The sequence below is a fragment of the Clostridium sp. 001 genome (assembly GCF_019056555.1).
Classification (GTDB): Bacteria; Bacillota; Clostridia; order Clostridiales; family Clostridiaceae; genus Clostridium_B; species Clostridium_B ragsdalei.
Window position 1 is genome coordinate 2,142,449 of sequence record NZ_CP020473.1, and the last position, 26,481, is coordinate 2,168,929.

Here is a 26,481-nt window from a genome sequence, read left to right on the forward strand (position 1 = left end):
TCATTCACTCCTAACCTAAAATCTCTTCGACAGTTTTTCCTCTAAGACTAGCTATATGTTCTGCTGTCTTTAGTCTTGATAAACCGTCAATAGTAGCATTTACCATATTTCTTGGATTATTAGAACCAACTGATTTTGCTCTAACATCCTTTAATCCTGCAAGTTCAAGAACTGCTCTAGAAGGTCCACCGGCTATAATTCCAGTACCTTCAGGAGCTGTCATTATAAGTACTCTTCCTGTTCCAAATTGACCAGCTATACTATGAGGTACTGTTGTACCTATAATTGGAACTTCAATTAAATTCTTCTTAGCATCTTCTATTCCTTTTCTGATTGCTTCAGGTATTTCTATAGATTTTCCAGTTCCTACGCCTACGTGGCCATCTTCATCTCCCACTACAACTAGGGCACTAAATCTAAAATTTCTACCACCTTTAACAACCTTAGCAACTCTATTTATGAATACAACCTTCTCTTTAAGATTTAAAGCGCTAGGATCGATTCTCATTTATTTCCCTCCTTATTAGAATTCTAAGCCAGCTTCTCTTGCACCTTCAGCAAGATTCTGTACTCTTCCATGATATATATATCCGCCTCTATCAAAAACTACTTCTTTGATTCCTTTTTCAATAGCTTTCTTAGCTATTGTCTGACCAACAACTTTTGCTGCTTCTTTATTACTTCCAACTCCTTGAAAATCTTTATCTACACTTGAAGCAGAAACTAGAGTTGTTCCCTTTACGTCATCTATTATTTGAGCATATATGTTTTTTGCACTTCTATATACTGCAAGTCTTGGTCTTTCATTTGTTCCAGAAATTTTTCTACGAACTCTAAGATGACGCTTTGATCTTAGTTTTTTCTTATCATCTTTTTTAAACATAAGGTTCACTCCTTTCTACTACTTCTTACCTGTTTTTCCTTCTTTACGTCTTATAACTTCATTTTCATATTTAATTCCTTTTCCCTTGTAAGGTTCAGGTTTTCTCCAATTTCTTATATCTGCTGAGACATCGCCTACTAATTCTTTGTCGATACCTTTTACTATAACTTTTGTAGGTGCAGGTGTTTCAAAAGTTATTCCTTCAACTGCCTCTACTTCAATTGGATGTGAAAATCCTAAGTTTAAAACTAATTTTTTTCCTTGTAACTGAGCTCTGTAACCAACACCTACTAATTCTAATGTCTTTGCATATCCTTCAGTTACACCAATAACCATATTATTTATTAATGCTCTAGTCAATCCATGAAGAGCTCTAGATTCTTTTTCATCATTATTTCTTTTAACTACTATTGAGTTATCCTCAACAGCAATATTCATATCTTTTCTCATAGCCTTTACAAGTTGGCCTTTAGGTCCTTTTACAGTAACAACGTTGTCTGGTGTTACTGCAAAGGTGACACCACTTGGAATAGCTATTGGAAGCTTTCCTATTCTTGACATCATTACACCTCCTGTATTCCTAATAGGTTCATAATAAATATCATTTACTACTAATCTTAGTTCATTTTTAAAACTACCATATGTAGCAAAGTACTTCTCCACCTACTCCTAATTTTCTTGCGTCTCTATCTGTAACAATTCCTTTAGAAGTTGATATTACTGCAACTCCAAGTCCATTTAAAACCTTAGGAATTTCTTCTTTTCTACAATAAACTCTTAATCCAGGTTTAGATATTCTCTTGAGTCCTGTTATAACCCTTTCTTTATCTTTACCATACTTCATTGAAAGTCTTATCATGTTTACAGAACCATCTGTATATTCCTCTACATTCTTTATATATCCTTCTTGAAGCATTATATTTAATAGTGCCTTCTTAATAGTTGAAGAAGGTACTTCTACTATTTCATGTCTAACAATATTTGCATTTCTTATACGAGTAAGCAAATCTGCTATAGGATCAGTCATTACCATTTATTGTGCCTCCTTTCATCAATAACTAACATTTACCAACTTGCTTTTCTGCAACCAGGTATTTCACCCTTATACGCAAGTTCTCTAAAGCATATACGACATATACCATATTTTTTTAATACAGCATGAGGTCTTCCACATATTCTACATCTTGTGTAAGCCCTTGTTGGATATTTAGGTTCTTTTTTCCACTTTTCTATCAAAGCTTTACGTGCCACGTTTTTCCCTCCTTATTTTTGAGTAAATGGCATTCCAAGAAGTTTAAGCAACTCTCTTGCTTCTTCATCAGTATTTGCAGTAGTGACAAAGATAACATCCATACCTCTGACTTTGTCTATCTTATCATATTCTATTTCAGGGAATATTAATTGCTCTTTAATTCCTATGGAATAATTTCCTCTACCATCAAAAGATTTATCCGGAACTCCTGAGAAATCTCTAACTCTTGGTAGTGCTATATTAATTAATTTATCTGCAAATTCATACATATATTGTTTTCTTAAAGTAACTTTACATCCTATAGCCATATTTTCTCTTATTTTAAAGTTTGCTATAGATTTTTTTGCTCTAGTTAAAACTGGTTTTTGTCCTGTAATTAAAGTTAAGTCACTAACTGCTGATTCTAAAACCTTTGGATTATCCTTAGCTTCTCCTACACCCATATTTATAACTATTTTATCAAGTTTTGGTGCCTGCATTATGTTCTTATATTTAAACTTATCCATTAAAGCAGGAATAACTTCCTTTTCATATTTCTCTTGTAACCTTGAACTCATATTTTTGCCCTCCTTTCAAAGATTAAAATGTTTCTCCGCACTTTTTACATACTCTTACTTTTGTTCCATCATCTAATATCTTGTGACTTATTCTAGTTACACTTTTACATTTGTCACAATATAGCATTACTTTTGAACTATATATAGGAGCTTCTTTTTTAATTATGCCACCCTGCATATTTTGCTTGTTTGGTTTCTGATGTTTTGAAACTACATTAACATCTTTAACAATGACTTTACCTGTTTTAGGCATAACCTTTAAAACTTCTCCTGTTTTTCCTTTATCTTTACCGGATATAACCATGACTGTATCCTTTTTTCTAACGTGTACCTTTGCCATTATAGCCACCTCCTTATCTTATAGAACTTCAGGCGCTAGTGATAATATTTTTGTATAATCTTTATCTCTTAGCTCTCTCGCAACTGGTCCGAAGATACGAGTTCCCTTTGGTTGCTTATCATCTTTTATTATAACAGCAGCATTTTCATCAAACTTTATATATGAACCGTCTGCTCTTCTAAGTCCTCTTACAGATCTAACGATAACAGCCTTTACAACTTCTCCTTTTTTAACAACACCGCCTGGTGTTGCACTTTTAACGCTAGCAACTATTGTATCACCGATGTTTCCCCATTTTCTCTTGGATCCACCTAAAACTCTTATACACATAATTTCCTTAGCTCCGGAATTATCTGCAACTTTCAATAATGTCTGTTGCTGAATCATTGAAAATACCCTCCTTTCAGCTATTAACTATTTAGCCTTTTCTACTATTTCCACAAGTCTCCATCTCTTATCCTTCGATAAAGGTCTTGTTTCCATTATTAATACTCTATCATTATTCCTTGCTTCATTGTTTTCATCATGAGCTTTAAATTTAGTAGTTCTGTTAACTGTTTTTCCGTACAGTGGATGACGTACTTTAGTTTCAACTGCAACTACTATAGTTTTATCCATTTTATCTGAGATAACTCTTCCTGTTCTTGTCTTTCTGTATCCTCTTTCCACAGAATAAACCTCCTTTCAAACTATTGTTCAAATGATCTTAGCTCTTCTTCCCTAAGGATGGTTTTAATTTGGGCTATAGATTTTTTGACTTCCTTTATTCTCATTGGATTTTCTAATTGACCTGTAGCCAACTGAAATCTCAAATTAAACAATTCTGACTTAAGATCTTGTACTTTTGCCTGTAAATCTTGAGTGCTGCTTTGTCTTAACTCTTGCAATTCTCTAGCCTTCATTGCTTTCACCACCCACTTCTTCAAAATCTTTTCTTGTAACGAACTTAGTCTTTATAGGCAATTTATGTGATGCAAGCCTCATTGCTTCTCTTGCTACTGGTTCAGGAACACCTGATAGTTCAAATAATATCCTACCTGGTTTAACAACTGCTACCCAATATTCTGGTGATCCTTTACCTGATCCCATACGTGTTTCAGCAGGTTTTTCTGTAATTGGTTTATCTGGGAAAATCTTTATCCAAAGTTTTCCTCCTCTTTTGATATATCTATTTATAGCTATTCTGGCTGCTTCTATCTGATTTGCTGTTATCCATGCACATTCTGTAGCCTGTATAGCGTAATCTCCATATGCTATAAAATTACCTCTTGTAGCTTTGCCTTTCATTCTACCACGTTGTACCTTACGATGCTTAACTCTCTTAGGCATTAACATATGCTATTCCTCCTTCCCTATGCTTTAACTTCTTCCTTGTTTTCAACAGGTTTTTTAGCAGGGAGCACTTCTCCTCTATATACCCATACTTTTACACCTATTTTACCATATGTGGTATTTGCTTCTGCAAATCCATAATCTATGTCGGCTCTTAATGTCTGGAGTGGAATTGTACCTTCATGGTATGACTCAGCTCTTGCAATTTCTGCACCACCAAGTCTTCCTGAACATGTAGTCTTAACACCCTTAACGCCAGACTTCATAGCTCTCTGTATTGTTTGTTTCATAGCTCTTCTAAAGGAAATTCTCTTTTCCAATTGCAAAGCTACATTTTCTGCCATAAGTTGGGCATCAGCTTCTGCCTGCTTTACTTCAACGATGTTTATAAGCACAGTTTTTTCTGTAACCATTTTTTGAATTTCAGCTTTTAAAGCATTAATTTCTTGGCCGCCTTTTCCTATTATCATTCCAGGTTTTGCTGTAAATACATTTAGCTTAACTCTTTTTGCTGCTCTTTCAATTTGAATTTTTGAAACTCCAGCAATAGCAGTTTTTGCTTTTACAAATTTTCTAATTTTATTATCTTCAACTATATTGTCTGCAAAATTTTTCTTATCTGCATACCATTTAGCATCCCATTCTTTAATAACACCAACTCTTAGGCCATGTGGATGTACTTTCTGTCCCATCTGTTTCCCTCCTTCTTATTACTCTCTTTCCTTAACTACCAAAGTTATGTGACTACTTCTCTTATTTATTCTAAATGCTCTACCTTGAGCATGTGGTTGAAATCTCTTTAACGTTGGACCTTCACAAGCATAAGCTTCTGAAACATATAGATTATCCTTATCTAAATCCAAATTATTCTCTGCATTAGCAACTGCTGATTTAAGAACTTTATTAACCACTACAGCTGCATCTCTTGGAGTATATTTTAATATAGCAAAAGCTTCATTTACATTTTTACCTCTAACTAAATTAAGTACAACTCCTACTTTCATTGAAGACATTCTAACATATCTAGCTATAGCCTTAGCTTCCATTTATTCTACCTCCCTTCCTAACTACTTTTGAGGAGCAACACGAGTTGTTTTTTCAGTTTTGTCTGCGACGTGTCCCCTGTATGTTCTAGTTAGTGCAAATTCTCCTAATTTGTGTCCTACCATATCCTCTGATATATATACAGGAACATGCTTTCTTCCATCATGAACTGCTATAGTGTGACCTATCATCTGAGGAAATATCGTTGAACTTCTTGACCAAGTTTTTATAACTTTCTTCTCACCATTTTTATTTAATTCATTTATTTTCTTTAAAAGCGCTTCTTGGACATAAGGTCCCTTTTTAACTGATCTGCTCATTCATTTTGCCTCCCTTCATACAATTTGCATGATATAACTTTTTTGTTTATAGCTAAAAGCAACTGGTTCATTAAATAGAAGTCAGTGAAGAGAACATATATTCTCTTCAAACTATTTACTATTTCTTCTCTTAACTATAAATCTGTCTGAATACTTATTATGTTTTCTAGTCTTATATCCTAATGCAGGTTTGCCCCAAGGAGTAAGTGGTCCTGGATGACCTACTGGAGCCTTACCTTCACCACCACCATGTGGATGGTCATTAGGGTTCATAACAGAACCTCTAACTGTAGGTCTTACTCCTAAGTGTCTCTTTCTTCCTGCTTTACCTATGCTAACTATCTCATGAGTTAAGTTTGAAACTGTTCCAATTGTAGCTCTACATGCTATTCTTACATGTCTCATCTCACCACTTGGAAGTCTTAATGTTGCATAATTTCCTTCTTTAGCCATAAGTTGAGCTGAAGCTCCTGCAGATCTTACAAGTTGTGCTCCCTTTCCTGCTTGTAATTCTACATTATGAATTATAGTACCAACAGGTATATTTATTAATGGCAAACAATTTCCAACTTTTATATCTGAATCTGCTCCTGAAACTACAGCATCTCCAACTTTTAATCCAACTGGAGCTATTATATATCTCTTTTCTCCATCTGCATAAACTACCAAAGCTATATAAGCTGATCTATTAGGATCATATTCTATAGTAGCAACCTTTGCTGGTATGCCATCTTTATTTCTCTTAAAATCTATTAATCTATACTTTTGTTTTGCTCCGCCACCTATATGACGAACTGTTATTTTACCGTGAGCATTTCTACCACCACTTCTTTTTAAAGGTGCAAGAAGTGATTTTTCTGGTACATCTGTAGTTATTTCTTCAAATGTACTTACAGTCATATTCCTTCTTGAAGGTGTAGTAGGTTTAAATCCTTTAACTGCCATAACGGTATTCCCTCCTTTTTTCGCTTATCTGGATTTCTCCAATAACTGCTTTAATTATTGTTCCATTCCATCAAAAAATTCTATTGTCTTACTATCTTCTTTAAGTTTTACAATAGCTTTTTTGAAATCCGCTCTTTTTCCAATATGAACGCCAACTCTTTTTTTCTTTCCTATATATCTTGCTGTTGTTACATTTTCAACGCTTACTCCGAAAACATCTTCTACAGCTTTCTTTATCATTGATTTGTTTGCATGTATGTCAACTATAAAGGTGTATTTCTTCTCATTCATACCAGCCATGCTCTTTTCTGTTACAACAGGCCTTCTTATGATATCATAATTAGTATATTTCATTATGCATACACCTCCTCAATTTTTGATACAGCGTCCTTTGTTATTATAAGTTTTTCATATTTTAACAAATCATAAACATTTAAATTGTTAACAGGTATAACTGATACGCCCTGTATATTTCTACCTGATACATATACATTTTTATTTGATTCAGCTGTAACAATTAATGCCTTCTTTGCATTAAATGCACCTAACATCTTTACTATTTCTTTTGTCTTTGGAGCTTCTAATTCTAAGTTTTCCAAAACAACCATTTCATTATCTGCTACTTTGCTTGACAATGCTGATTTCATGGCTACTCTTTTCACTGATTTTGTAAGTGAGATTCTATAGTCTCTAGGTTTTACAGCAAAAACTATACCACCGTGAATCCATTGTGGTGCTCTTATAGATCCTTGTCTTGCTCTACCTGTTCCCTTTTGTCTCCATGGTTTAATTCCACCTCCAGAAACCTCAGCTCTAGTCTTTGCTGACTGAGTTCCCTGTCTCTTGTTAGCAAGTAATGCTACAACTACTTGGTGAACAGCATTTTCGTTTACTTCAACTCCAAATACTTTATCTGATAATTCAAAATCTCCGACTTTTTGACCTTCTTTATTAAATAATCCTACTTTAGGCATTCTGCATCCTCCTTTCTACTAAGACTAAGCCTTAACTGTATTTCTTATTGCTACAAGTCCTTTGTTAGGTCCTGGTACTCCACCTTTTATTAAAATAATGTTTTTCTCAGGAATAACTTTTGCAACTTCTAAATTTAACACTGTTGTGTTTCTATTTCCCATATGTCCTGCCATTTTCATATTCTTGAATGTTCTAGATGGATCTGAGCAAGCTCCCATTGAACCTGGTGCTCTGTGGAATTTAGAACCATGGGACATTGGTCCTCTTTGAGCATTCCATCTTTTTATTGTGCCTTGGAATCCCTTACCTTTAGAAACTCCAGATACATCAACTTTATCTCCTGCTGCGAAAACATCTGCCTTTATTTCCTGGCCTTCCTTGTATTCACTAGCATTTTCAAGTTTGAATTCTTTTATAAATCTCTTTAATGTAACTCCTGCTTTTTCAAAATGTCCCTTCATTGGTTTGTTTACCAACTTTTCTCTTATGTCGCTAAAACCAACCTGTACAGCCTCATACCCATCTTTTTCTACAGTTTTCTTCTGTATAACAGCACAAGGTCCTGCTTCGATTACTGTAACAGGAATTACCTTTCCATTTTCATTAAATATTTGAGTCATACCAAGCTTTCTACCTAATATAGCTTTTTTCATTTACATACACCTCCTAAACATATTAGCGGATCGCCAAAACGATCATAATAGTTAGTAATAAACCACTTATTACAATTTTATTTCAATATCAACACCTGCTGGTAAGTCAAGTCTCATTAACGCATCAACAGTTTTTGGTGATGGGCTTATTATATCTATCAATCTTTTATGAGTTCTTATTTCAAATTGTTCTCTTGAATCTTTATATTTATGTGGGGCTCTCAAAATTGTAACCACATCTTTTTCTGTAGGCAGTGGCACTGGTCCTGCTACTTTTGCCCCTGTGGACTTAGCAGTTTCTACTATCTTTTCAGATGATTGATCTAATATTGTATGATCAAAAGCCTTTAATCTTATTCTAATTTTTTGTTTTGCCATTGTTATTTCCCTCCTTTTCATGCACGCTATGCTTCTTACGTACAACAGCGGATATATTCTGTAAACTGTTCCAGGCGTTTCTTTTATTTTATGAAAGCACTGCCTTTACAAAATCACCGTCGCCTAAGTTCAAGACCTAAGCATACTCAGTCAAGAATTACCCGGAAGCCCGGCAACCTCTTGCCTCATCGCTGTTATAACATCACAACTTCTTAATTATACAATAAATTTATATACATGACAAGTAAAAATTTATATTTCTGCCTATTAAAAAGGAAAGAGTGCACTCTTTCCCTTTTAATACAACATATTTAGTAAATTTTACAAGTAATATATTTCTAATTTAATTACTCAGTTATTGTAGTAACAACACCTGAACCAACTGTTCTTCCGCCTTCTCTTATTGCAAATCTTAATCCTTCATGCATTGCTACTGGTGTTATAAGTTCTACGTTCATGTCTATATGATCTCCTGGCATTACCATTTCTACTCCTTCTGGTAGTGCGATTGATCCTGTTACATCTGTTGTTCTAAAATAAAATTGTGGTCTGTATCCATTGAAGAATGGTGTATGTCTTCCCCCTTCTTCTTTCTTAAGTACATATACCTGACCTACAAATTTCTTATGAGGATGTACTGTTCCTGGTTTTGCTAGTACTTGACCTCTTTCTACTTCTTCTCTCTGTATTCCTCTTAACAGTACTCCGATGTTATCTCCTGCCATTGCCTGGTCTAGAAGTTTTCTAAACATCTCTACTCCTGTACATGTTGTCTTCTTCTTCTCTTCCTTTAATCCTACTATCTCTAATTCGTCTCCAATTTTTAATACTCCACTTTCTACTCTTCCTGTTGCTACTGTTCCTCTTCCTGTTATTGTGAAGACATCTTCTATTGGCATTAAGAAGTCCTTATCTGTTGGTCTTTCTGGTGTTGGTATATATTCATCTACTGCGTCCATTAATTCATGTATGCACTTTGTTGTTTCTGGATCATCTGGGTTCTCTAATACCTTTAACGCACTTCCTACTATTATTGGTACATCGTCTCCTGGGAATCCATACTCACTTAATAATTCTCTTACTTCCATCTCTACTAATTCTAGTAATTCTGGATCGTCTACCTGGTCTGACTTATTTAAGAATACTACTATATACTGTACTCCTACTCTGCTTGCTAACAATATATGTTCTCTTGTCTGTGGCATTGGACCATCTGCTGCACTTACTACTAGGATTGCTCCATCCATCTGTGCTGCTCCTGTTATCATGTTCTTTACATAATCTGCATGTCCTGGACAATCTACATGAGCATAGTGTCTCTTATCTGTCTCATATTCTACATGCGCTGTATTTATTGTTATTCCTCTTTCTTTTTCTTCTGGTGCTTTATCTATTTCATCATACTTTGTTGCTGCTGCTTTTCCCTCTTTTGACAATACCATTGTTATTGCTGCTGTTAATGTTGTCTTACCATGGTCTACGTGTCCTATTGTTCCTATGTTTACATGTGGTTTTGTTCTTTCATACTTTTCTTTTGACATTACTCTTCCTCCTTAAATACACTAATATATTAACTAAAATTAGCTATTTCTATCTCCTACAATTTTCTCTTGAATACTCTTTGGCACTTCTTCATAATGGTCAAATGTCATTGAATAAACTCCTCTACCTTGTGTTCTAGATCTAAGTGTAGTAGCATATCCAAACATTTCAGACAATGGAACAAAAGCTCTTATAATTTCAGCTCCTGATCTTGGATCCATTCCTTCGATCCTTCCTCTTCTGGAATTTATGTCTCCCATTACATCTCCCATATATTCTTCTGGTATTGTGACTTCAACTTTCATCATTGGCTCAAGTAAAACTGGGTCTGCTTTATTCATAGCATTCTTAAATGCCATAGATCCAGCTATTTTAAATGCCATTTCTGATGAGTCTACATCATGATAAGATCCATCATATAACTTAACTTTAAAGTTTATAGTTTCATATCCGGCAATTACACCATTTTGAGCAGCTTCTTGAATTCCATTATCAACTGGTCCAATGAATTCTTTAGGAATTGCTCCTCCTACAATGGCATTTTCAAATGTATATCCTTCTTCTGAAGGTGACATCTCTATGGAACAATCACCATATTGTCCATGTCCACCAGACTGTCTAATAAATTTACCTTGTGCTTTAACAGTTTTTCTAATAGTCTCTTTATAGGCAACTTGTGGTTCACCAACGTTACATTCTACCTTAAATTCTCTTTGAAGTCTATCCACAATTATTTCTAAGTGAAGTTCTCCCATACCTGCTATAATTGTTTGACCTGTCTCTTGATCTGTATAAGTTTTAAATGTTGGATCTTCTTCAGCAAGTTTAGCTAAAGCTATACCCATTTTCTCCTGACCGGCCTTTGTCTTTGGCTCTATAGCTACACGTATAACTGGGTCAGGGAATTCCATACTTTCAAGTACTATAGGACTGTTTTCATCGCAAAGAGTATTACCTGTAGTAGTATCTTTCAATCCTACTATAGCACCTAAATCACCTGCACGAAGTTCGTCAACTTCCTGTCTATGATTTGAATGCATCTTTACAAGTCTTGCAATTCTTTCCTTTTTCCCTTTTGTTGAGTTATATACATAAGTACCACTCTTCATAATTCCTGAGTAAACTCTTGTAAATGCTAATTTTCCTATAAAAGGATCTGTAGCAATTTTAAATGCCAGTGCAGTTAATGGTGCATTATCATCAGCTACTCTTTCCATTTCCTCTTTAGTATCAGGATCAGTACCTTTTACAGGTGGTACATCAAGAGGTGATGGCATAAAATCAACTACAGCATCTATCATTGGCTGAACACCTTTGTTCTTATAAGAAGATCCACATAAAACTGGAACTATTTTATTTTCAATAACACCTTTCCTCATAGCAGCTACTATTTCTTCTTGTGTTATTTCTGCTCCATCTAAATATTTCATCATTAAATCTTCATCTACATCGGCTACTGCTTCAATTAAAGCTGTTCTATACTCTTCTGCCTTATCTGCTAACTCATCAGGTATTTTAACTTCATCCATAACAGTTCCAAGATCATCTTCATATATTATAGCTTCACTTTTAATAAGATCTACTATACCTTTAAATTTATCTTCTGTTCCAATTGGAATTTGAATAGGAACTGCATTACAGTGTAATCTTTCTCTCAAAGTATTTATACACATGTAAAAATCTGCTCCTACTGAATCCATTTTATTTACATAAACCATTCTTGGAACACCATAATTATCTGCCTGTCTCCATACAGTTTCTGTTTGTGGTTCAACACCACTTTTGGCATCTAAAACAGTAACAGCTCCATCAAGAACTCTAAGTGATCTTTCAACTTCTACTGTAAAATCTACGTGTCCTGGTGTGTCTATTATGTTTATTGCATGGCCTTTCCATTTACAAAAAGTAGCCGCAGAGGTTATAGTTATTCCTCTTTCTTGCTCCTGAGCCATCCAATCCATTGTAGCTTCACCATCATGTACTTCTCCTATTTTATGGGTTATTCCCGTATAGAAGAGTATACGCTCCGTAGTAGTAGTTTTTCCGGCATCAATATGTGCCATTATTCCTATATTACGGAACTTCTCTAGCGGATATTCTCTTTCCACTTAAATTTCCTCCTCACAAGTGTAAATTTAGGATTTGACAAAACTGCTTTAGTAAAAATACCAAAACAGTTTTTAATATTAATATCTATAATGTGCAAAAGCCTTATTAGCTTCAGCCATTTTATGAGTATCTTCTCTCTTCTTAACAGCTGCACCTGTATTATTTGCTGCATCCATTAATTCTGAAGCAAGTCTTTCTCTCATATATTTTTCATTTCTTTTTTTTGATGCAATAAGAAGCCATCTTATTCCTAAAGTCTGTCTTCTTTCTGGTCTAACTTCTATTGGCACCTGGTATGTTGCACCACCAATTCTTCTTGCTTTTACTTCTAGTAAAGGCATTATATTATTCATTGCCTCTTCAAATACTTCCATTGGCTCTTTATTAGTTTTTTCATGAATTATGTCAAAAGCTCCGTAGCATATTTTTTGAGCTACTCCCTTTTTACCATCTTCCATTATACTGTTTACTAATTTTGTAACTACCTTACTATTATATACTGGATCTGGTAATACATCTCTTTTTCCTATATGTCCTTTTCTTGCCACTTTTCTTCCCTCCTTAACAATTAAAATTTAAGTTCATCGGTACTCGGCTTTAAATAAAGCCGCAAAGTGCTTTGTACTCCTGCAAAATATGATAAAGTACTGTAAATATATATAAACGCTGAAGACATAGCACTAATACTCAACTTAATTAATCAATTACTTTTGTTTTGGCTTTTTTGCGCCATATTTTGATCTTGACTGTAATCTGTCGGCAACCCCAGCTGAATCCAGTGCTCCTCTTACAATATGATATCTGACACCTGGAAGATCTTTAACTCTTCCTCCTCTTATTAGAACAACGCTGTGCTCTTGTAAGTTATGTCCTATACCTGGGATATACGCACTTACTTCATATCCATTTGTCAACCTAACTCTGGCAATTTTTCTAAGTGCTGAGTTTGGCTTTTTAGGAGTAGTAGTTTTAACTACTGTACAAACTCCTCTTTTTTGTGGACATTCTTTTAGTGCTGGTGCTGTTGATTTTGTGCTTATTGTCTTTCTGCCTTTTCTTACTAATTGGCTTATTGTTGGCATATCTACACCTCCTCTTTTAATTAAAATATCTTACAATTTATATTAATTATTCTTGAAAGCTTATTTTAGTATGCTGTACATTTAATCTTTTAATACAGCAGCTGTAGCAGCTCCTACATCTATACCACATAGTTTTCCCAATTCCTTCATAGTATCTATATAAATCAATTCTGGGGAATTATCATTAATTAACACTTTTACTGACTGTATTAACTTATCGTCAGCATCTTTAGCTAAATAAACAGTTTTTGCAGTGCTATTCTTTATTGCCTTAACTGTTTGCTTTAAACCGACAACCTTGTTTCCTTTTAGTCTGTTAACCATTATTTTATTCCCTCCTTCAATGCTATATAAATAAATTACATAATGCTTTGTTCTTGAAAAAACATACAGATGTATTTTATCATTTTAATATTGCTATGTCAATAAATTATATGCTACACTTCTGCCTCATCACTTACCTGTTTTTCATCAGATTTATCTTCTGTATTAATTCTTACAGACCTATACCTAGTCATACCTGTTCCTGCTGGTATAAGTTTACCTATAATTACATTTTCCTTTAATCCTAGTAATGGATCTATTTTACCCTTTATAGCTGCATCTGTAAGAACTCTTGTAGTTTCTTGGAACGACGCTGCAGAAAGGAAAGATTCAGTTGCAAGTGCTGCTTTAGTTATACCAAGTAAAGCTACCCTGCCTTTAGCTGGTTCTCCACCATTAGCTTCCACCTTTTCATTAGCCTCTTGAAAATCAAACATATCAATCATAGTTCCTGGAAGCAATTCTGTATCTCCCGATTCCTCTATCTTAATCTTTCTTGTCATCTGTCTTATTACTACTTCCAGATGCTTATCATTTATATCAACACCTTGAAGTCTATAAACTTTTTGAACTTCAGACAAAAGATAATTTTTAGCTCCCTGAACACCTTTTATTCTCAAAATATCATGTGGATTTACAGAGCCTTCTGTTATTTCATCTCCAGCACTTATTACATCTCCATTTGATACTTTAAGTCTTGAACCAAACGGTATATCATAGCTTACTTCTTCTCCAGTATCCATAACTATGGAAATGCTTCTCTTCTTTTTAGTTTCTTCCATTTTTACAGTACCTGAAACCTCACTTACTATAGCAAGCCCCTTTGGTTTTCTAGCCTCAAATAATTCTTCAACTCTAGGAAGACCTTGAGTTATATCAGATCCTGCAACTCCTCCAGTATGGAAAGTTCTCATAGTAAGCTGTGTACCTGGCTCTCCTATACTTTGAGCTGCTATTATACCTACAGCCTCTCCTATATCAATTTTCTTTGCAGTAGCCATGTTCATACCATAGCACTTTGCACATACTCCGTGTTTTGATTTACAAGTAAATACAGACCTAATTTTTACTTTTTTAATTCCAGAAGCCTCTATTTTCTCAGCTATTTTTGGATCCATATAAACGTCTTTTGGTATTATTATTTCTCCAGTTTTAGGATCTTTAATATCTTCAGCAGAATACCTACCAGTAAGTCTTTCTGCCAAACTTTCTATAACTTCATTTCCCTCTTTTATTTCAGAAACGTCATATCCTTCGTGAGTTCCACAATCTTCTTGTCTTACTATAACATCTTGGCTTACATCTACAAGCCTTCTTGTAAGATAACCAGAGTCAGCAGTCTTTAATGCAGTATCTGCATTACCTTTTCTAGCTCCGTGAGTTGATATGAAGTATTCTAGTACATCCAAACCTTCCCTAAAAGATGCTCTTATAGGAAGTTCTATTATCTTTCCTGAAGGATTTGCCATAAGTCCTCTCATACCTGCAAGCTGCTTGATCTGACTCTTAGATCCTCTAGCTCCTGAATCCGCCATCATAAATATTGGATTAAATTTATCTAGATTATCCATAAGTGCATCTGCAACATCTTCTGTAGTTTTAGTCCATTTCTCAATAACTCTTTGATATCTTTCTTCCTCTGATATAAATCCTCTTCTATACATTTTTTCTATTTTATCTACTGCTGCATCTGCTTCAGCTAAAAGCCTTTTTTTAGCTTCTGGAACCACCATATCTGAAGTGGAAACTGTTATACCACTTATAGTAGAATAATGATATCCTCTAGCTTTTATTTTATCAAGCATTATGGAAGTTTTAGTAGCACCATGCTTCATATAGCATTTATTTATTATCTTACCTAAGTTTTTCTTAGCTACAAGGAAATCAATTTCAAGTTTAAACTCGTTCTCAGGTTTACTTCTATCTATAAATCCCAAATCTTGAGGTATGGATTCATTAAATATTATTTTACCTGGGGTAGCATCAATTATGCCACTTATAGTTTTTCCGTCCTTAACCTTAGTAAGTCTAACTTTTATTTTGGCATTAATATCAACCTGCTTTAACTGATATGCCATTATTACTTCATCCGGTGAAGAAAAGATTCTACCTTCTCCTTTAGCTCCATCTTTTTCTATAGTTAAATAGTATGAACCAAGTACCATATCCTGTGTAGGCACAACTACTGGCTTTCCATCTGAAGGTTTTAATATGTTATGTGCAGCAAGCATTAAAAATCTAGCCTCTGATTGAGCTTCAACAGATAGAGGAACATGTACTGCCATTTGGTCTCCATCAAAGTCTGCATTATATGCAGTACATGCTAATGGATGAAGTTTTATAGCTCTACCCTCTACAAGTACAGGTTGAAATGCCTGAATTCCTAATCTATGGAGAGTTGGAGCACGATTTAAAATTACTGGATGGTCTGATATTACTTCTTCTAATACATCCCATACTTGAGTCTGTACTCTTTCTACCATTCTCTTTGCACTTTTAATATTATGTGCTAAACCACTTTCTACTAACTTCTTCATAACAAACGGCTTAAATAATTCAAGTGCCATTTCTTTAGGTAGACCACATTGATACATTCTAAGTTCAGGTCCAACTACTATAACAGAACGTCCAGAGTAATCTACACGTTTGCCCAGCAAATTTTGTCTGAATCTACCTTGTTTACCTTTTAGCATATCAGATAATGATTTTAAAGGTCTATTTCCAGGTCCCGTTACTGCTCTTCCACGTCTACCATTATCTATAAGGGCATCTACAGCTTCCTGAAGCATCCTCTTTTCATTCCTAACTATTATATCTGGCGCACCCAGATCTAATAATTTTTTAAGCCTATTATTTCTATTTATTACTCTTCTATAAAGATCATTTAAATCTGATGTAGCAAATCTTCCTCCATCTAATTGAACCATAGGCCTCAAATCAGGTGGGATTACAGGTATTACATCTATAATCATCCAATCAGGTTTATTACCAGACTTTCTAAAAGATTCAACTACTTCCAATCTTCTAATTATCCTTACCTTTTTTTGCCCTGTACTAGTTTTTAAATCTTCTTTTAGAGTCACAGATAACTGGTCTAAATCTATTTCTTCTAACAGTTTCTTAACAGATTCAGCACCCATACCTGCTACAAAATTTTGCTCACCATATTTGTCTGCAGCTTCCCTATATTCTTTTTCAGTTAAAAGTTGCTTCTTTAACAGTTGAGTTTCTTTTGGGTCTAAAACAACGTAAGATGCAAAATACAGTACTTTTTCAAGAGCTCTAGGTGACATATCCAAAATCAGTCCCATACGGGATGGTATTCCTTTAAAGTACCATATATGGGATACAGGAGCTGCAAGCTCAATATGTCCCATTCTCTCTCTTCTAACCTTTGCCTTAGTTACCTCAACACCACACCTATCACAAACTATACCTTTGTATCTTATCCTCTTGTACTTACCACAGTGACATTCCCAATCTTTAGTTGGTCCAAAAATTCTTTCACAGAACAGTCCATCTCTTTCAGGTTTTAACGTTCTATAATTTATTGTTTCTGGTTTCTTTACTTCACCTCTTGACCATTCTCTTATTTTTTCTGGTGAAGCTAAACCTATTTGAAGTGCATCAAAATTATTTAATTCAAACAAGGGTACATCCTCCCTTCCTAATGTTCATCATTAAAATCATCTATTTCCAAATCACTCTGCAAATCATCTAAAGTAAGATCTTCATAGTCTAAATCAATATCCTCATCGCTGTCATTTTCAGTATCGCTATTTTCTTCTTGTTCGCCATTATAGTCATTATTTTGTTCTTGAGGCAAATCAGTAGAATCTTCTTTTCCTTCAATATTTACATCTAGTTTTTCCATCTCTTCGTCCACAGACTCTTTAAGCTTAATTTCCTCTTTATTATCATTTAATACTTTTACATCCAAGCATAAAGCTTGAAGTTCCTTTATCAGAACCTTAAATGATTCTGGAATGCCCGGTTCTGGTATATTTTCACCTTTTACAATAGCTTCATAAGTTTTGACTCTTCCAACTACATCGTCTGACTTAACTGTCAATATTTCCTGAAGTGTATGAGCTGCTCCATATGCCTCTAATGCCCAAACTTCCATTTCACCAAATCTTTGGCCACCAAATTGGGCTTTACCACCCAATGGCTGTTGAGTTACTAACGAATATGGCCCTGTAGATCTTGCATGGATCTTATCATCAACCAGATGTGCTAGTTTTAAGATATACATATATCCTACAGTTACAGGCCTATTGAATTCTTCTCCTGTTCTACCATCATATAGTATTGTTTTTCCGTCTTCTCTATATCCTGCTTTTTTCAAGCATTCCAATATATCTTCTTCTGTAGCTCCATCAAATACTGGAGTTGCTACATGCCATCCTAGTTTACTAGCAGCCCATCCTAAATGAACTTCTAATACCTGACCTATATTCATACGTGAAGGTACGCCAAGTGGATTTAAGCATATCTGAAGAGGTCTTCCATCTGGTAGAAAAGGCATATCTTCTTCTGGTAGTACCCTAGAAATAACACCTTTATTTCCGTGTCTTCCTGCCATTTTATCTCCTACAGATATCTTTCTCTTCTGAGCTATATAACATCTAACTAATTTATTAACTCCTGGTGAAAGTTCATCTCCATTTTCTCTTGTAAATACTTTTACATCTACAATTATTCCTGCCTCACCATGTGGTACTCTAAGGGACGTATCCCTAACTTCCCTGGCCTTTTCACCAAATATTGCTCTTAAAAGTCTTTCTTCTGCTGTAAGTTCAGTTTCTCCTTTAGGTGTTACTTTACCTACTAGTATATCTCCTGCTCTAACTTCTGCACCTATTCTTATAATTCCTCTTTCATCTATATCCTTTAATGCGTCTTCTCCTACATTCGGTATATCTCTTGTAATTTCCTCTGGTCCTAATTTTGTATCTCTAGCCTCAGATTCATATTCCTCTAGATGTATTGATGTAAATACATCTTTTTTTACTAACTCTTCAGATATAAGCATTGCGTCTTCATAATTATATCCTTCCCAAGTTGTAAATCCCATTCTAATATTTTTTCCAAGTGCTATTTCTCCAAGATCTGTAGAAGGCCCATCTGCTAAAACTGTTCCCTTTTTAACTACTTCCCCTTTTTCAACTATAGGTCTTTGATTAATACATGTGCACTGGTTAGATCTCTGGAACTTAAGGAGTCTATAAATATCTGTACCTCCATCTGAGTCTCTCTTAACCCTTACTTCGTTAGCACATACATAAGAAACAACACCTGCATTTCTAGCCTTAGGAAGTACTCCTGAATCTACTGCAGCCTTGTATTCAATACCTGTTCCTACAATAGGTGCCTGTGGTTTCAAAAGTGGAACTGCCTGTCTTTGCATATTTGATCCCATAAGTGCACGGCTGGCATCATCATTTTCAAGGAACGGTATCATAGCTGTAGCTACAGAAACTAATTGCCTTGAAGACACATCCATATAATCAACGTCTTGGCCAGGTACTACAATAACATCTTCTTTATCTCTAACCGTAATTTTATTATCTATAAAATTACCATTTTCATCAAGAGGTTCGTTGGCCCTACCTATTAAATATTCATCTTCCTCGTCTGCTGTCATATATACAATTTCATTTGTAACTCTCTTATTTTCCTTATCTACTTTTCTATATGGTGTTTCTATAAAGCCATATTGGTTAACTCTTGCATATGTAGCCAAAGAGTTAATAAGTCCTATATTAGGTCCTTCTGGTGTCTCTATTGGACACATTCTTCCATAATGTGAGTGATGAACATCCCTGACTTCAAATCCAGCTCTTTCTCTTGAAAGTCCGCCTGGTCCTAAAGCAGATAGTCTTCTCTTATGAGTAAGCTCTGATAATGGATTAGTTTGATCCATAAACTGGGATAACTGTGAACTTCCAAAAAACTCTTTTATAGACGCGGCTACAGGTCTTATATTTATAAGAGCCTGAGGCGTTATAACTTCCTGATCCTGTATGGTCATTCTTTCCTTAACAACTCTCTCCATTCTTGAGAGACCTATTCTAAATTGATTTTGAAGTAATTCACCAACAGATCTAAGTCTTCTATTTCCAAGATGATCTATATCATCGGTATGGCCTACTCCATATGCTAATCCCAATTCATAGCTAATGGTAGCATACATATCGTCCCTAACTATATGTTTTGGAATTAATTCATGGATATTCTTTCTTATTTGTTCCTTAATACTTTCCTCATCACTATAATTATCTAAAATTTTCTTTAAAGTAGGATAATGGACACTTTCCTTTATATTTAAATCATCTATATCAAAGTCAATAAAACTACGTATGTCTACAAAGTTATTACCTATAACTCTTAAAACTATATCTTCAATTTGGATATCTACTACATTTATTCCACACTGTTGGATTTCTACTGCCTTTTCTCTATCTATCTTTTCACCTTTTTGGATAAGAATTTCTCCTGTATCTGGATTAACTACATCCTGTGCTGCTATCTGATTAGCAATTCTTAGGTGTAATGATAACTTCTTATTGAATTTGTATCTTCCAACTCTTGAAAGATCATATCTTTTCGCATCAAAAAATAAAGATTCAATTAGTGATTGAGCACTATCCACTGTGGGAGGTTCTCCCGGTCGTAACCTTTTATATATTTCAAGCAAAGCCTCTTCATGAGTCTTTGTATTATCTTTTTCAATTGTGGCTTTTAGCCTTTCATCCTCTCCAAAGAAATTAGTAATTTCTGCGTCTGTACCATAACCCATGGCTCTAATAAGAATAGTTATGGGTAACTTTCTAGTTTTATCTATTCTAACGTATATTACATTGTTAGAGTCAGTTTCATATTCTAGCCAAGCTCCTCTATTAGGTATTACAGTTGAAGAAAAAAGATTTTTTCCTGTTTTATCAACTGAAAGATCATAATATACACCTGGTGATCTTACAAGTTGGCTAACTATAACTCTCTCTGCGCCATTAATTATAAAGGTTCCTTGCTCCGTCATAAGAGGGAAATCTCCCATAAAAACTTCTTGCTCTTTAACTTCACCAGTTTCTTTGTTAATTAGCCTTACCTTTACTTTTAAAGGTGCTGCGTAAGTTGCATCTCTTTCTTTACATTCTTCTACAGAATATTTGATATTATCCATATCTAACTTATATCCTACAAATTCCAAATTAAGGTTAGCAGTATAATCTTGAATAGGATTAATATCATCAAATACCTCTTGTAATCCTTCTTTCAAAAACCAATTGTAGGAATCTAGCTGAACCTCAATTAAATTAGGCATGTGGCCTATTTCTTTAAGTCTGGAAAAGCTCATTCTTGTTCTTTTACCAACCTGGACAGGATGTACCATTGATTTTTCACCCCTTGCATAAACTAAAAATAGCCAAAAACATTCATTATGTATGTATATATATGTACTATATGGATGTTTATGGATTTATTAATTGCCATTGTAATAGTATAACCTATTTTTTTATAATTAATTCAATTTGTGTTAAATAATAAAGTATTTACGTTTTCTGCATAACTAATCAATGCAATTTATTATGTTATCATAATATCAAAAAATTGTCAACAATAAAATTTGTAAATTTATAATAAAAAACTATAAAAAGGGCACTTTAAATTAAAGTGCCCCTTTCATAAGCCTTATATTAATTTATTACTTTAATTCTATTTCAGCACCAATTTCTTCAAATTTAGCTTTCATAGCTTCAGCATCTTCTTTGCTTACAGCTTCTTTTAAGGTCTTAGGAGCTCCATCTACTAAAGCTTTAGCTTCTTTCAATCCTAATCCTGTTGCTTCTCTAACTGCTTTTATAACTTTTATCTTTTCTCCACCTGCAGCTTTAAGTACTACGTCAAATTCAGTTTTTTCTTCTGCTCCAGCTGCAGCTCCTGCTCCTGCAGCTCCTGCTACTGCTACTGGTGCTGCTGCACTTACTCCAAATTCTTCTTCACATGCTTTTACTAATTCATTTAATTCTAAAACACTCATCTCTTTTATTGCTTGAATGATTTCTTCTTTACTCATTAATGAACACCTCCAAAATTTCTCTCTTTAAATTATTAAGCTTCTTCTGATTTTTGTTTTTCTTCAATTGCATTTAATGCATATACAAAATTTGATAATGGAGCTTTGAAGCTTCCAAGTAATTTTGCAATAAGTACTTCTTTCGGTGGTACTGTAGCAAGCTCTTTAACTTTATTTTCATCAAAGATTTCGCCTTGAACAACTCCTGCTCTTAGTTCTAAAACCTTATGATCTTTTGAAAAATCATTAAGAATTCTTGCTGGTGCAGTTGGATCTTCATATCCAAATGCTATAGATATTGGACCTACAAAGTAATCTTCTAATTGGTCAAATCCCAATTCTTTAGCAGCTCTTAAAGCTAATGTATTTTTATAAACTTTATATTCTACACCTGCATCTCTTAATTCTTTTCTAAGTTTAGTATCCTCTTCTACAGTTAAGCCCTGATATTTAGCTAATATTACGCCTTGAGCTTTTTCCATTTTTTCCTTAATTTCTTGAACTCTAGCTTCTTTTTCTTCTCTATAATTCTTTTTCACTGTGTATCCACCTCCTTGCAGTCTAAACTACAATACATAATAAACACATATAAATTAAAAAGTCTCTCCATAGACACAGAGAGAGACCAACTATACTTTCTATTGGAATCCTTGATAGGTTGGTTACACCGTTATGCTATCGCACCTATTGTCTACGGAATATTTACATATTTAATTTTTTGCATTACATACAAGTTAATTTAATCTAAAACTTTTGTTGAATTTATCTTTATTCCTGGTCCCATAGTACTTGATATTACTACAGACTTCAAATATTGACCTTTAGATGCTGATGGTTTTGCTTTTACTATAGCTTCCATTAATGTATGAAAGTTATCTAATAATTTTTGTGATTCAAAAGATTTCTTTCCTATTGGAACATGAACTATACTAGTTTTATCTACCCTATATTCAACTTTACCAGCCTTAATCTCCTCTATTGCCTTTGCAACATCAAAAGTAACAGTACCAGATTTAGGGTTTGGCATTAATCCCTTAGGTCCAAGCACTCTTCCTAATTTTCCTACAACTCCCATCATATCTGGAGTTGCTACAACAACATCAAAATCGAACCAATTTTCTTTTTGAATCTTATCAACATATTCTTGTGCGCCTACATAATCTGCTCCTGCTTCCTGAGCTTCTTTAACTTTAGCACCTTTTGCAAATACAAGTACTTTAACTTTTTTTCCTGTTCCATGAGGAAGAACTACAGCTCCTCTAACTTGTTGATCTGCATGTCTTGGGTCTACTCCAAGTTTTAATGCTAATTCTATTGTTTCATCAAACTTTGCTTTTGATGTTTTTAAGACAAGTTCTATAGCTTCTGATGGTTCATATAATGTACCTTTATCAATAAGCTTAGCACTTTCTATATACTTTTTTCCCATGTCGAAATCCTCCCTTGTGGTTTTAACGGTTTATACCTCCCACTTATTTTGGTTAACTAGTCTTCTACAGTTATTCCCATACTTCTTGCAGTTCCTGCTATCATCTTCATAGCAGTTTCAACTGATGCAGCATTTAAATCCGGCATTTTTGTTTCAGCAATCTGTCTTACTTGCTCTTTAGTTACTTTAGCAACTTTAGTTTTATTTGGTACACCAGATCCACTTTCTATTCCTGCTGCTTTTTTTAGTAATACTGCTGCTGGAGGAGTCTTTAGTATAAAACTAAAAGATCTGTCCTGATATACAGTAATTACTACTGGAATTATAAATCCTGCCTGTTTAGCAGTCTTAGCATTGAATTCCTTACAAAAACCCATAATATTTACACCATGCTGTCCAAGTGCTGGTCCAACTGGTGGTGCTGGGCTTGCTTTTCCTGCAGGAAGTTGAAGTTTTATCATTCCTACTACTTTTTTAGCCATAATATACACCTCCTATATGTGGTTATGTATAAATACATCTCCCACTTACTATAAACCTTTGCTTTATGCATTATTCTATTTTTTCTATTTGATTAAAATCAAGTTCAACAGGAGTTTCCCTGCCAAACATGTTAACTAAAGCTTTAATTTTTCTTTTCTCAGTATTTATTTCCTGGATAACAGCTAAGAAGTTCTCTAACGGTCCCGATTTCACCTTTACATTTTCTCCTACTGATATATCTACATTTATTGGTTTTTCGCTAATTCCCATATCCTTTACTTCTTCATCAGTAAGTGGAACAGGTTTAGAACCAGGTCCAACAAAGCCTGTAACTCCTCTAGTATTTCTAACTATATACCAAGAATCATCAGTCATTATCATGTGTATTAAAACATATCCCGGAAATACTTTTTTTAAGGTTATTTTCTTTTTTCCATCTTTAATCTCAACTTGCTCTTCCATTGGAACCTGAACATCATCTATCCAATCATAAAGGTTCCTATTTTCTATGGTTTTTTCAAGATTAACTTTAACTTTATTTTCATAACCAGAATATGTATGAACTACATACCACTTAGCTTTATCTGACATAACTCTAGGGACAAAACTATTTCTTAGTCCCTACCTCCTTTTTATTTCATAATAATCTTAGCTAAAGAATTAAATCCAAAATCTATAACTCCAACAATCACCACATAAATAGCACAAAATACAACAACGGCAATTGTAGCTTTTTTTGTATGTTCTTTAGAGGCCCAAGTTATCCGTTTGAATTCTGATACTAGTCCTTTAAAAAAATTAAAGAACCCACCTTCAAGTGCTGTCTGCTTATCAACTTTTTTCATATCACCGTTTGCACCCATTTGCTCACATCCTCAAAACAATTTAATATGCGCCTCTACAATACTATCTAGTTTCTTTATGAACTGTGTGTTTATGACAAAAAGGACAATACTTTTTCATTTCTAATCTATCTGGATCATTTTTCTTGTTTTTCATTGTATTGTAATTTCTTTGTTTACAATCTGTACACGCTAATATCACTTTTACTCTCATTACTCTCTAACCTCCTAATATAGCTCACAAACATAATCAATTAGAAATTTATCTTGAAAATCATGCACTACTTAACTAAATTATCACAACTTAGTTTTTATGTCAATGGCTTAAAAATATAAACAGATACTACCTGATTTTTTACTTTCAAAAGGACTGGATTTAGAAACCCAGTCCCTAAAATATTACTCAGTTATTGTAGTAACAACACCTGAACCAACTGTTCTTCCGCCTTCTCTTATTGCAAATCTTAATCCTTCATGCATTGCTACTGGTGTTATAAGTTCTACGTTCATGTCTATATGATCTCCTGGCATTACCATTTCTACTCCTTCTGGTAGTGCGATTGATCCTGTTACATCTGTTGTTCTAAAATAAAATTGTGGTCTGTATCCATTGAAGAATGGTGTATGTCTTCCCCCTTCTTCTTTCTTAAGTACATATACCTGACCTACAAATTTCTTATGAGGATGTACTGTTCCTGGTTTTGCTAGTACTTGACCTCTTTCTACTTCTTCTCTCTGTATTCCTCTTAACAGTACTCCGATGTTATCTCCTGCCATTGCCTGGTCTAGAAGTTTTCTAAACATCTCTACTCCTGTACATGTTGTCTTCTTCTTCTCTTCCTTTAATCCTACTATCTCTAATTCGTCTCCAATTTTTAATACTCCACTTTCTACTCTTCCTGTTGCTACTGTTCCTCTTCCTGTTATTGTGAAGACATCTTCTATTGGCATTAAGAAGTCCTTATCTGTTGGTCTTTCTGGTGTTGGTATATATTCATCTACTGCGTCCATTAATTCATGTATGCACTTTGTTGTTTCTGGATCATCTGGGTTCTCTAATACCTTTAACGCACTTCCTACTATTATTGGTACATCGTCTCCTGGGAATCCATACTCACTTAATAATTCTCTTACTTCCATCTCTACTAATTCTAGTAATTCTGGATCGTCTACCTGGTCTGACTTATTTAAGAATACTACTATATACTGTACTCCTACTCTGCTTGCTAACAATATATGTTCTCTTGTCTGTGGCATTGGACCATCTGCTGCACTTACTACTAGGATTGCTCCATCCATCTGTGCTGCTCCTGTTATCATGTTCTTTACATAATCTGCATGTCCTGGACAGTCTACATGAGCATAATGTCTCTTGTCTGTCTCATATTCTACATGTGCTGTATTTATTGTTATTCCTCTTTCTTTTTCTTCTGGTGCTTTATCTATTTCATCATACTTTGTTGCTGCTGCTTTTCCCTCTTTTGACAATACCATTGTTATTGCTGCTGTTAATGTTGTCTTACCATGGTCTACGTGTCCTATTGTTCCTATGTTTACATGTGGTTTTGTTCTTTCATACTTTTCTTTTGACATTACTCTTCCTCCTTGTTGGTTATACACATCTTATTTAAGTAAACTCATCCTGGTGTGTTGTAAAAACTTTATACATCATTATTGGAGCCCATGACCAGGATTGAACTGGTGACCTCCACCTTACCAAGGTGACGCTCTGCCTACTGAGCTACATGGGCAATTTCTCTTGGAGCGGGAAACGGGACTCGAACCCGCGACGGCCAACTTGGGAAGCTGGTGTTCTACCACTGAACTACTCCCGCCAATAAACTTCAATTAAATATCAAAAGTAACATATCAGTTATTAATTCTAATACAAGTATATTTTTTTGTCAATAT

34 protein-coding genes, 2 tRNA genes and 1 other annotated feature are annotated in these 26,481 nt (G+C 34.4%); all 36 genes read right to left on the reverse strand.

Translation table 11 applies throughout. The features are described 5' to 3' along the window. Positions 1-10: 10 nt before the first annotated feature. The gene (gene rpsE, locus B5S50_RS09845; RefSeq protein WP_065078540.1) at positions 11-508 is read right to left on the reverse strand and encodes a 30S ribosomal protein S5; all 498 of its coding nucleotides are present in this window, start codon (positions 506-508) and stop codon (positions 11-13) included. A gap of 15 nt (positions 509-523) precedes the next feature. Beyond that, positions 524-883: a 50S ribosomal protein L18 gene (gene rplR / locus B5S50_RS09850; protein ID WP_013240676.1), complete on the reverse strand. Its 360-nt coding sequence runs from the start codon at positions 881-883 to the stop codon at positions 524-526. Positions 884-901: 18 nt separating this feature from the next. Next, entirely contained in the window at positions 902-1,444 is a 543-nt protein-coding gene (gene rplF, locus B5S50_RS09855) for a 50S ribosomal protein L6 (RefSeq protein WP_065078541.1), read from the reverse strand. 73 nt (positions 1,445-1,517) lie between these two features. Beyond that, complete coding sequence (rpsH, locus tag B5S50_RS09860) at positions 1,518-1,916, reverse strand: 30S ribosomal protein S8 (RefSeq protein WP_013240678.1); 399 nt, start codon at positions 1,914-1,916, stop codon at positions 1,518-1,520. 32 nt (positions 1,917-1,948) lie between these two features. Then, positions 1,949-2,134, reverse strand: a complete 186-nt coding sequence (locus B5S50_RS09865; protein WP_013240679.1) for a type Z 30S ribosomal protein S14 — start codon at positions 2,132-2,134, stop codon at positions 1,949-1,951. Between the two features lie 12 nt (positions 2,135-2,146). Next, positions 2,147-2,692: a 50S ribosomal protein L5 gene (rplE, locus tag B5S50_RS09870; protein WP_065078542.1), complete on the reverse strand. Its 546-nt coding sequence runs from the start codon at positions 2,690-2,692 to the stop codon at positions 2,147-2,149. Positions 2,693-2,714: 22 nt separating this feature from the next. Continuing rightward, a complete protein-coding gene (rplX, locus tag B5S50_RS09875) occupies positions 2,715-3,032 on the reverse strand; it encodes a 50S ribosomal protein L24 (protein WP_013240681.1) in 318 nt (105 codons plus the stop codon). A gap of 18 nt (positions 3,033-3,050) precedes the next feature. Beyond that, entirely contained in the window at positions 3,051-3,419 is a 369-nt protein-coding gene (gene rplN / locus B5S50_RS09880) for a 50S ribosomal protein L14 (RefSeq protein WP_013240682.1), read from the reverse strand. Positions 3,420-3,446: 27 nt separating this feature from the next. Then, a complete protein-coding gene (rpsQ, locus tag B5S50_RS09885) occupies positions 3,447-3,701 on the reverse strand; it encodes a 30S ribosomal protein S17 (protein ID WP_013240683.1) in 255 nt (84 codons plus the stop codon). A 20-nt stretch (positions 3,702-3,721) separates the two neighbouring features. Beyond that, positions 3,722-3,934: a 50S ribosomal protein L29 gene (gene rpmC / locus B5S50_RS09890; RefSeq protein ID WP_013240684.1), complete on the reverse strand. Its 213-nt coding sequence runs from the start codon at positions 3,932-3,934 to the stop codon at positions 3,722-3,724. Further along, a complete protein-coding gene (rplP, locus tag B5S50_RS09895) occupies positions 3,924-4,367 on the reverse strand; it encodes a 50S ribosomal protein L16 (RefSeq protein WP_065078543.1) in 444 nt (147 codons plus the stop codon). Before rplP ends, rpmC begins: the two co-directional genes overlap by 11 nt. A gap of 17 nt (positions 4,368-4,384) precedes the next feature. Next, entirely contained in the window at positions 4,385-5,056 is a 672-nt protein-coding gene (gene rpsC / locus B5S50_RS09900; protein ID WP_217303699.1) for a 30S ribosomal protein S3, read from the reverse strand. 18 nt (positions 5,057-5,074) lie between these two features. Further along, positions 5,075-5,410: a 50S ribosomal protein L22 gene (gene rplV / locus B5S50_RS09905; protein ID WP_013240687.1), complete on the reverse strand. Its 336-nt coding sequence runs from the start codon at positions 5,408-5,410 to the stop codon at positions 5,075-5,077. Positions 5,411-5,431: 21 nt separating this feature from the next. Then, complete coding sequence (rpsS, locus tag B5S50_RS09910; protein WP_063599799.1) at positions 5,432-5,728, reverse strand: 30S ribosomal protein S19; 297 nt, start codon at positions 5,726-5,728, stop codon at positions 5,432-5,434. Between the two features lie 111 nt (positions 5,729-5,839). Beyond that, positions 5,840-6,673 carry a 50S ribosomal protein L2 gene (gene rplB / locus B5S50_RS09915; RefSeq protein ID WP_065078545.1) on the reverse strand — a complete coding sequence of 278 codons (834 nt, stop codon included), beginning with the start codon at positions 6,671-6,673 and terminating at the stop codon, positions 5,840-5,842. Between the two features lie 54 nt (positions 6,674-6,727). Then, the gene (rplW, locus tag B5S50_RS09920; protein ID WP_013240690.1) at positions 6,728-7,027 is read right to left on the reverse strand and encodes a 50S ribosomal protein L23; all 300 of its coding nucleotides are present in this window, start codon (positions 7,025-7,027) and stop codon (positions 6,728-6,730) included. Next, positions 7,027-7,647 (reverse strand): 50S ribosomal protein L4, encoded by a 621-nt coding sequence (rplD, locus tag B5S50_RS09925; protein ID WP_065078546.1) that lies wholly within the window; start codon positions 7,645-7,647, stop codon positions 7,027-7,029. The genes rplW and rplD overlap by 1 nt, the downstream gene beginning before the upstream one ends. Positions 7,648-7,671: 24 nt before the next feature. Further along, positions 7,672-8,301 (reverse strand): 50S ribosomal protein L3, encoded by a 630-nt coding sequence (gene rplC, locus B5S50_RS09930; protein ID WP_065078547.1) that lies wholly within the window; start codon positions 8,299-8,301, stop codon positions 7,672-7,674. A 69-nt stretch (positions 8,302-8,370) separates the two neighbouring features. After that, positions 8,371-8,679: a 30S ribosomal protein S10 gene (gene rpsJ, locus B5S50_RS09935; RefSeq protein ID WP_011988802.1), complete on the reverse strand. Its 309-nt coding sequence runs from the start codon at positions 8,677-8,679 to the stop codon at positions 8,371-8,373. A gap of 347 nt (positions 8,680-9,026) precedes the next feature. Next, positions 9,027-10,220 carry an elongation factor Tu gene (gene tuf / locus B5S50_RS09940; RefSeq protein WP_065078548.1) on the reverse strand — a complete coding sequence of 398 codons (1,194 nt, stop codon included), beginning with the start codon at positions 10,218-10,220 and terminating at the stop codon, positions 9,027-9,029. A gap of 39 nt (positions 10,221-10,259) precedes the next feature. Continuing rightward, complete coding sequence (gene fusA, locus B5S50_RS09945) at positions 10,260-12,329, reverse strand: elongation factor G (RefSeq protein WP_065078549.1); 2,070 nt, start codon at positions 12,327-12,329, stop codon at positions 10,260-10,262. A gap of 78 nt (positions 12,330-12,407) precedes the next feature. Next, the gene (gene rpsG, locus B5S50_RS09950; protein WP_065078550.1) at positions 12,408-12,878 is read right to left on the reverse strand and encodes a 30S ribosomal protein S7; all 471 of its coding nucleotides are present in this window, start codon (positions 12,876-12,878) and stop codon (positions 12,408-12,410) included. A gap of 156 nt (positions 12,879-13,034) precedes the next feature. Further along, entirely contained in the window at positions 13,035-13,412 is a 378-nt protein-coding gene (gene rpsL / locus B5S50_RS09955; RefSeq protein ID WP_013240696.1) for a 30S ribosomal protein S12, read from the reverse strand. 81 nt (positions 13,413-13,493) lie between these two features. Further along, positions 13,494-13,736 (reverse strand): ribosomal L7Ae/L30e/S12e/Gadd45 family protein, encoded by a 243-nt coding sequence (locus B5S50_RS09960; protein ID WP_217303700.1) that lies wholly within the window; start codon positions 13,734-13,736, stop codon positions 13,494-13,496. Between the two features lie 113 nt (positions 13,737-13,849). Then, entirely contained in the window at positions 13,850-17,386 is a 3,537-nt protein-coding gene (gene rpoC / locus B5S50_RS09965; protein WP_065078552.1) for a DNA-directed RNA polymerase subunit beta', read from the reverse strand. A 17-nt stretch (positions 17,387-17,403) separates the two neighbouring features. Beyond that, positions 17,404-21,132 carry a DNA-directed RNA polymerase subunit beta gene (gene rpoB, locus B5S50_RS09970; RefSeq protein WP_065078553.1) on the reverse strand — a complete coding sequence of 1,243 codons (3,729 nt, stop codon included), beginning with the start codon at positions 21,130-21,132 and terminating at the stop codon, positions 17,404-17,406. 312 nt (positions 21,133-21,444) lie between these two features. Beyond that, the gene (rplL, locus tag B5S50_RS09975; RefSeq protein WP_013240700.1) at positions 21,445-21,816 is read right to left on the reverse strand and encodes a 50S ribosomal protein L7/L12; all 372 of its coding nucleotides are present in this window, start codon (positions 21,814-21,816) and stop codon (positions 21,445-21,447) included. A 35-nt stretch (positions 21,817-21,851) separates the two neighbouring features. Continuing rightward, positions 21,852-22,355 (reverse strand): 50S ribosomal protein L10, encoded by a 504-nt coding sequence (gene rplJ / locus B5S50_RS09980; protein WP_082848491.1) that lies wholly within the window; start codon positions 22,353-22,355, stop codon positions 21,852-21,854. Between the two features lie 46 nt (positions 22,356-22,401). Beyond that, positions 22,402-22,531, reverse strand: a sequence feature (ribosomal protein L10 leader region). 24 nt (positions 22,532-22,555) lie between these two features. Beyond that, complete coding sequence (rplA, locus tag B5S50_RS09985) at positions 22,556-23,245, reverse strand: 50S ribosomal protein L1 (protein WP_065078554.1); 690 nt, start codon at positions 23,243-23,245, stop codon at positions 22,556-22,558. A 56-nt stretch (positions 23,246-23,301) separates the two neighbouring features. Then, complete coding sequence (gene rplK, locus B5S50_RS09990; RefSeq protein WP_013240703.1) at positions 23,302-23,727, reverse strand: 50S ribosomal protein L11; 426 nt, start codon at positions 23,725-23,727, stop codon at positions 23,302-23,304. A 70-nt stretch (positions 23,728-23,797) separates the two neighbouring features. Beyond that, complete coding sequence (nusG, locus tag B5S50_RS09995) at positions 23,798-24,319, reverse strand: transcription termination/antitermination protein NusG (protein ID WP_063555939.1); 522 nt, start codon at positions 24,317-24,319, stop codon at positions 23,798-23,800. A gap of 41 nt (positions 24,320-24,360) precedes the next feature. After that, positions 24,361-24,573 carry a preprotein translocase subunit SecE gene (gene secE / locus B5S50_RS10000; protein ID WP_063600016.1) on the reverse strand — a complete coding sequence of 71 codons (213 nt, stop codon included), beginning with the start codon at positions 24,571-24,573 and terminating at the stop codon, positions 24,361-24,363. Between the two features lie 61 nt (positions 24,574-24,634). Beyond that, positions 24,635-24,784 (reverse strand): 50S ribosomal protein L33, encoded by a 150-nt coding sequence (gene rpmG / locus B5S50_RS10005; protein ID WP_013240706.1) that lies wholly within the window; start codon positions 24,782-24,784, stop codon positions 24,635-24,637. Between the two features lie 185 nt (positions 24,785-24,969). Next, positions 24,970-26,163, reverse strand: coding sequence for an elongation factor Tu (gene tuf, locus B5S50_RS10010; protein WP_065078548.1), 1,194 nt, complete (start codon positions 26,161-26,163; stop codon positions 24,970-24,972). 82 nt (positions 26,164-26,245) lie between these two features. After that, positions 26,246-26,321, reverse strand: a tRNA-Thr gene (locus B5S50_RS10015). Between the two features lie 9 nt (positions 26,322-26,330). After that, a tRNA-Gly gene (locus tag B5S50_RS10020) sits at positions 26,331-26,405 on the reverse strand. Between the last annotated feature and the right edge of the window lie 76 nt (positions 26,406-26,481).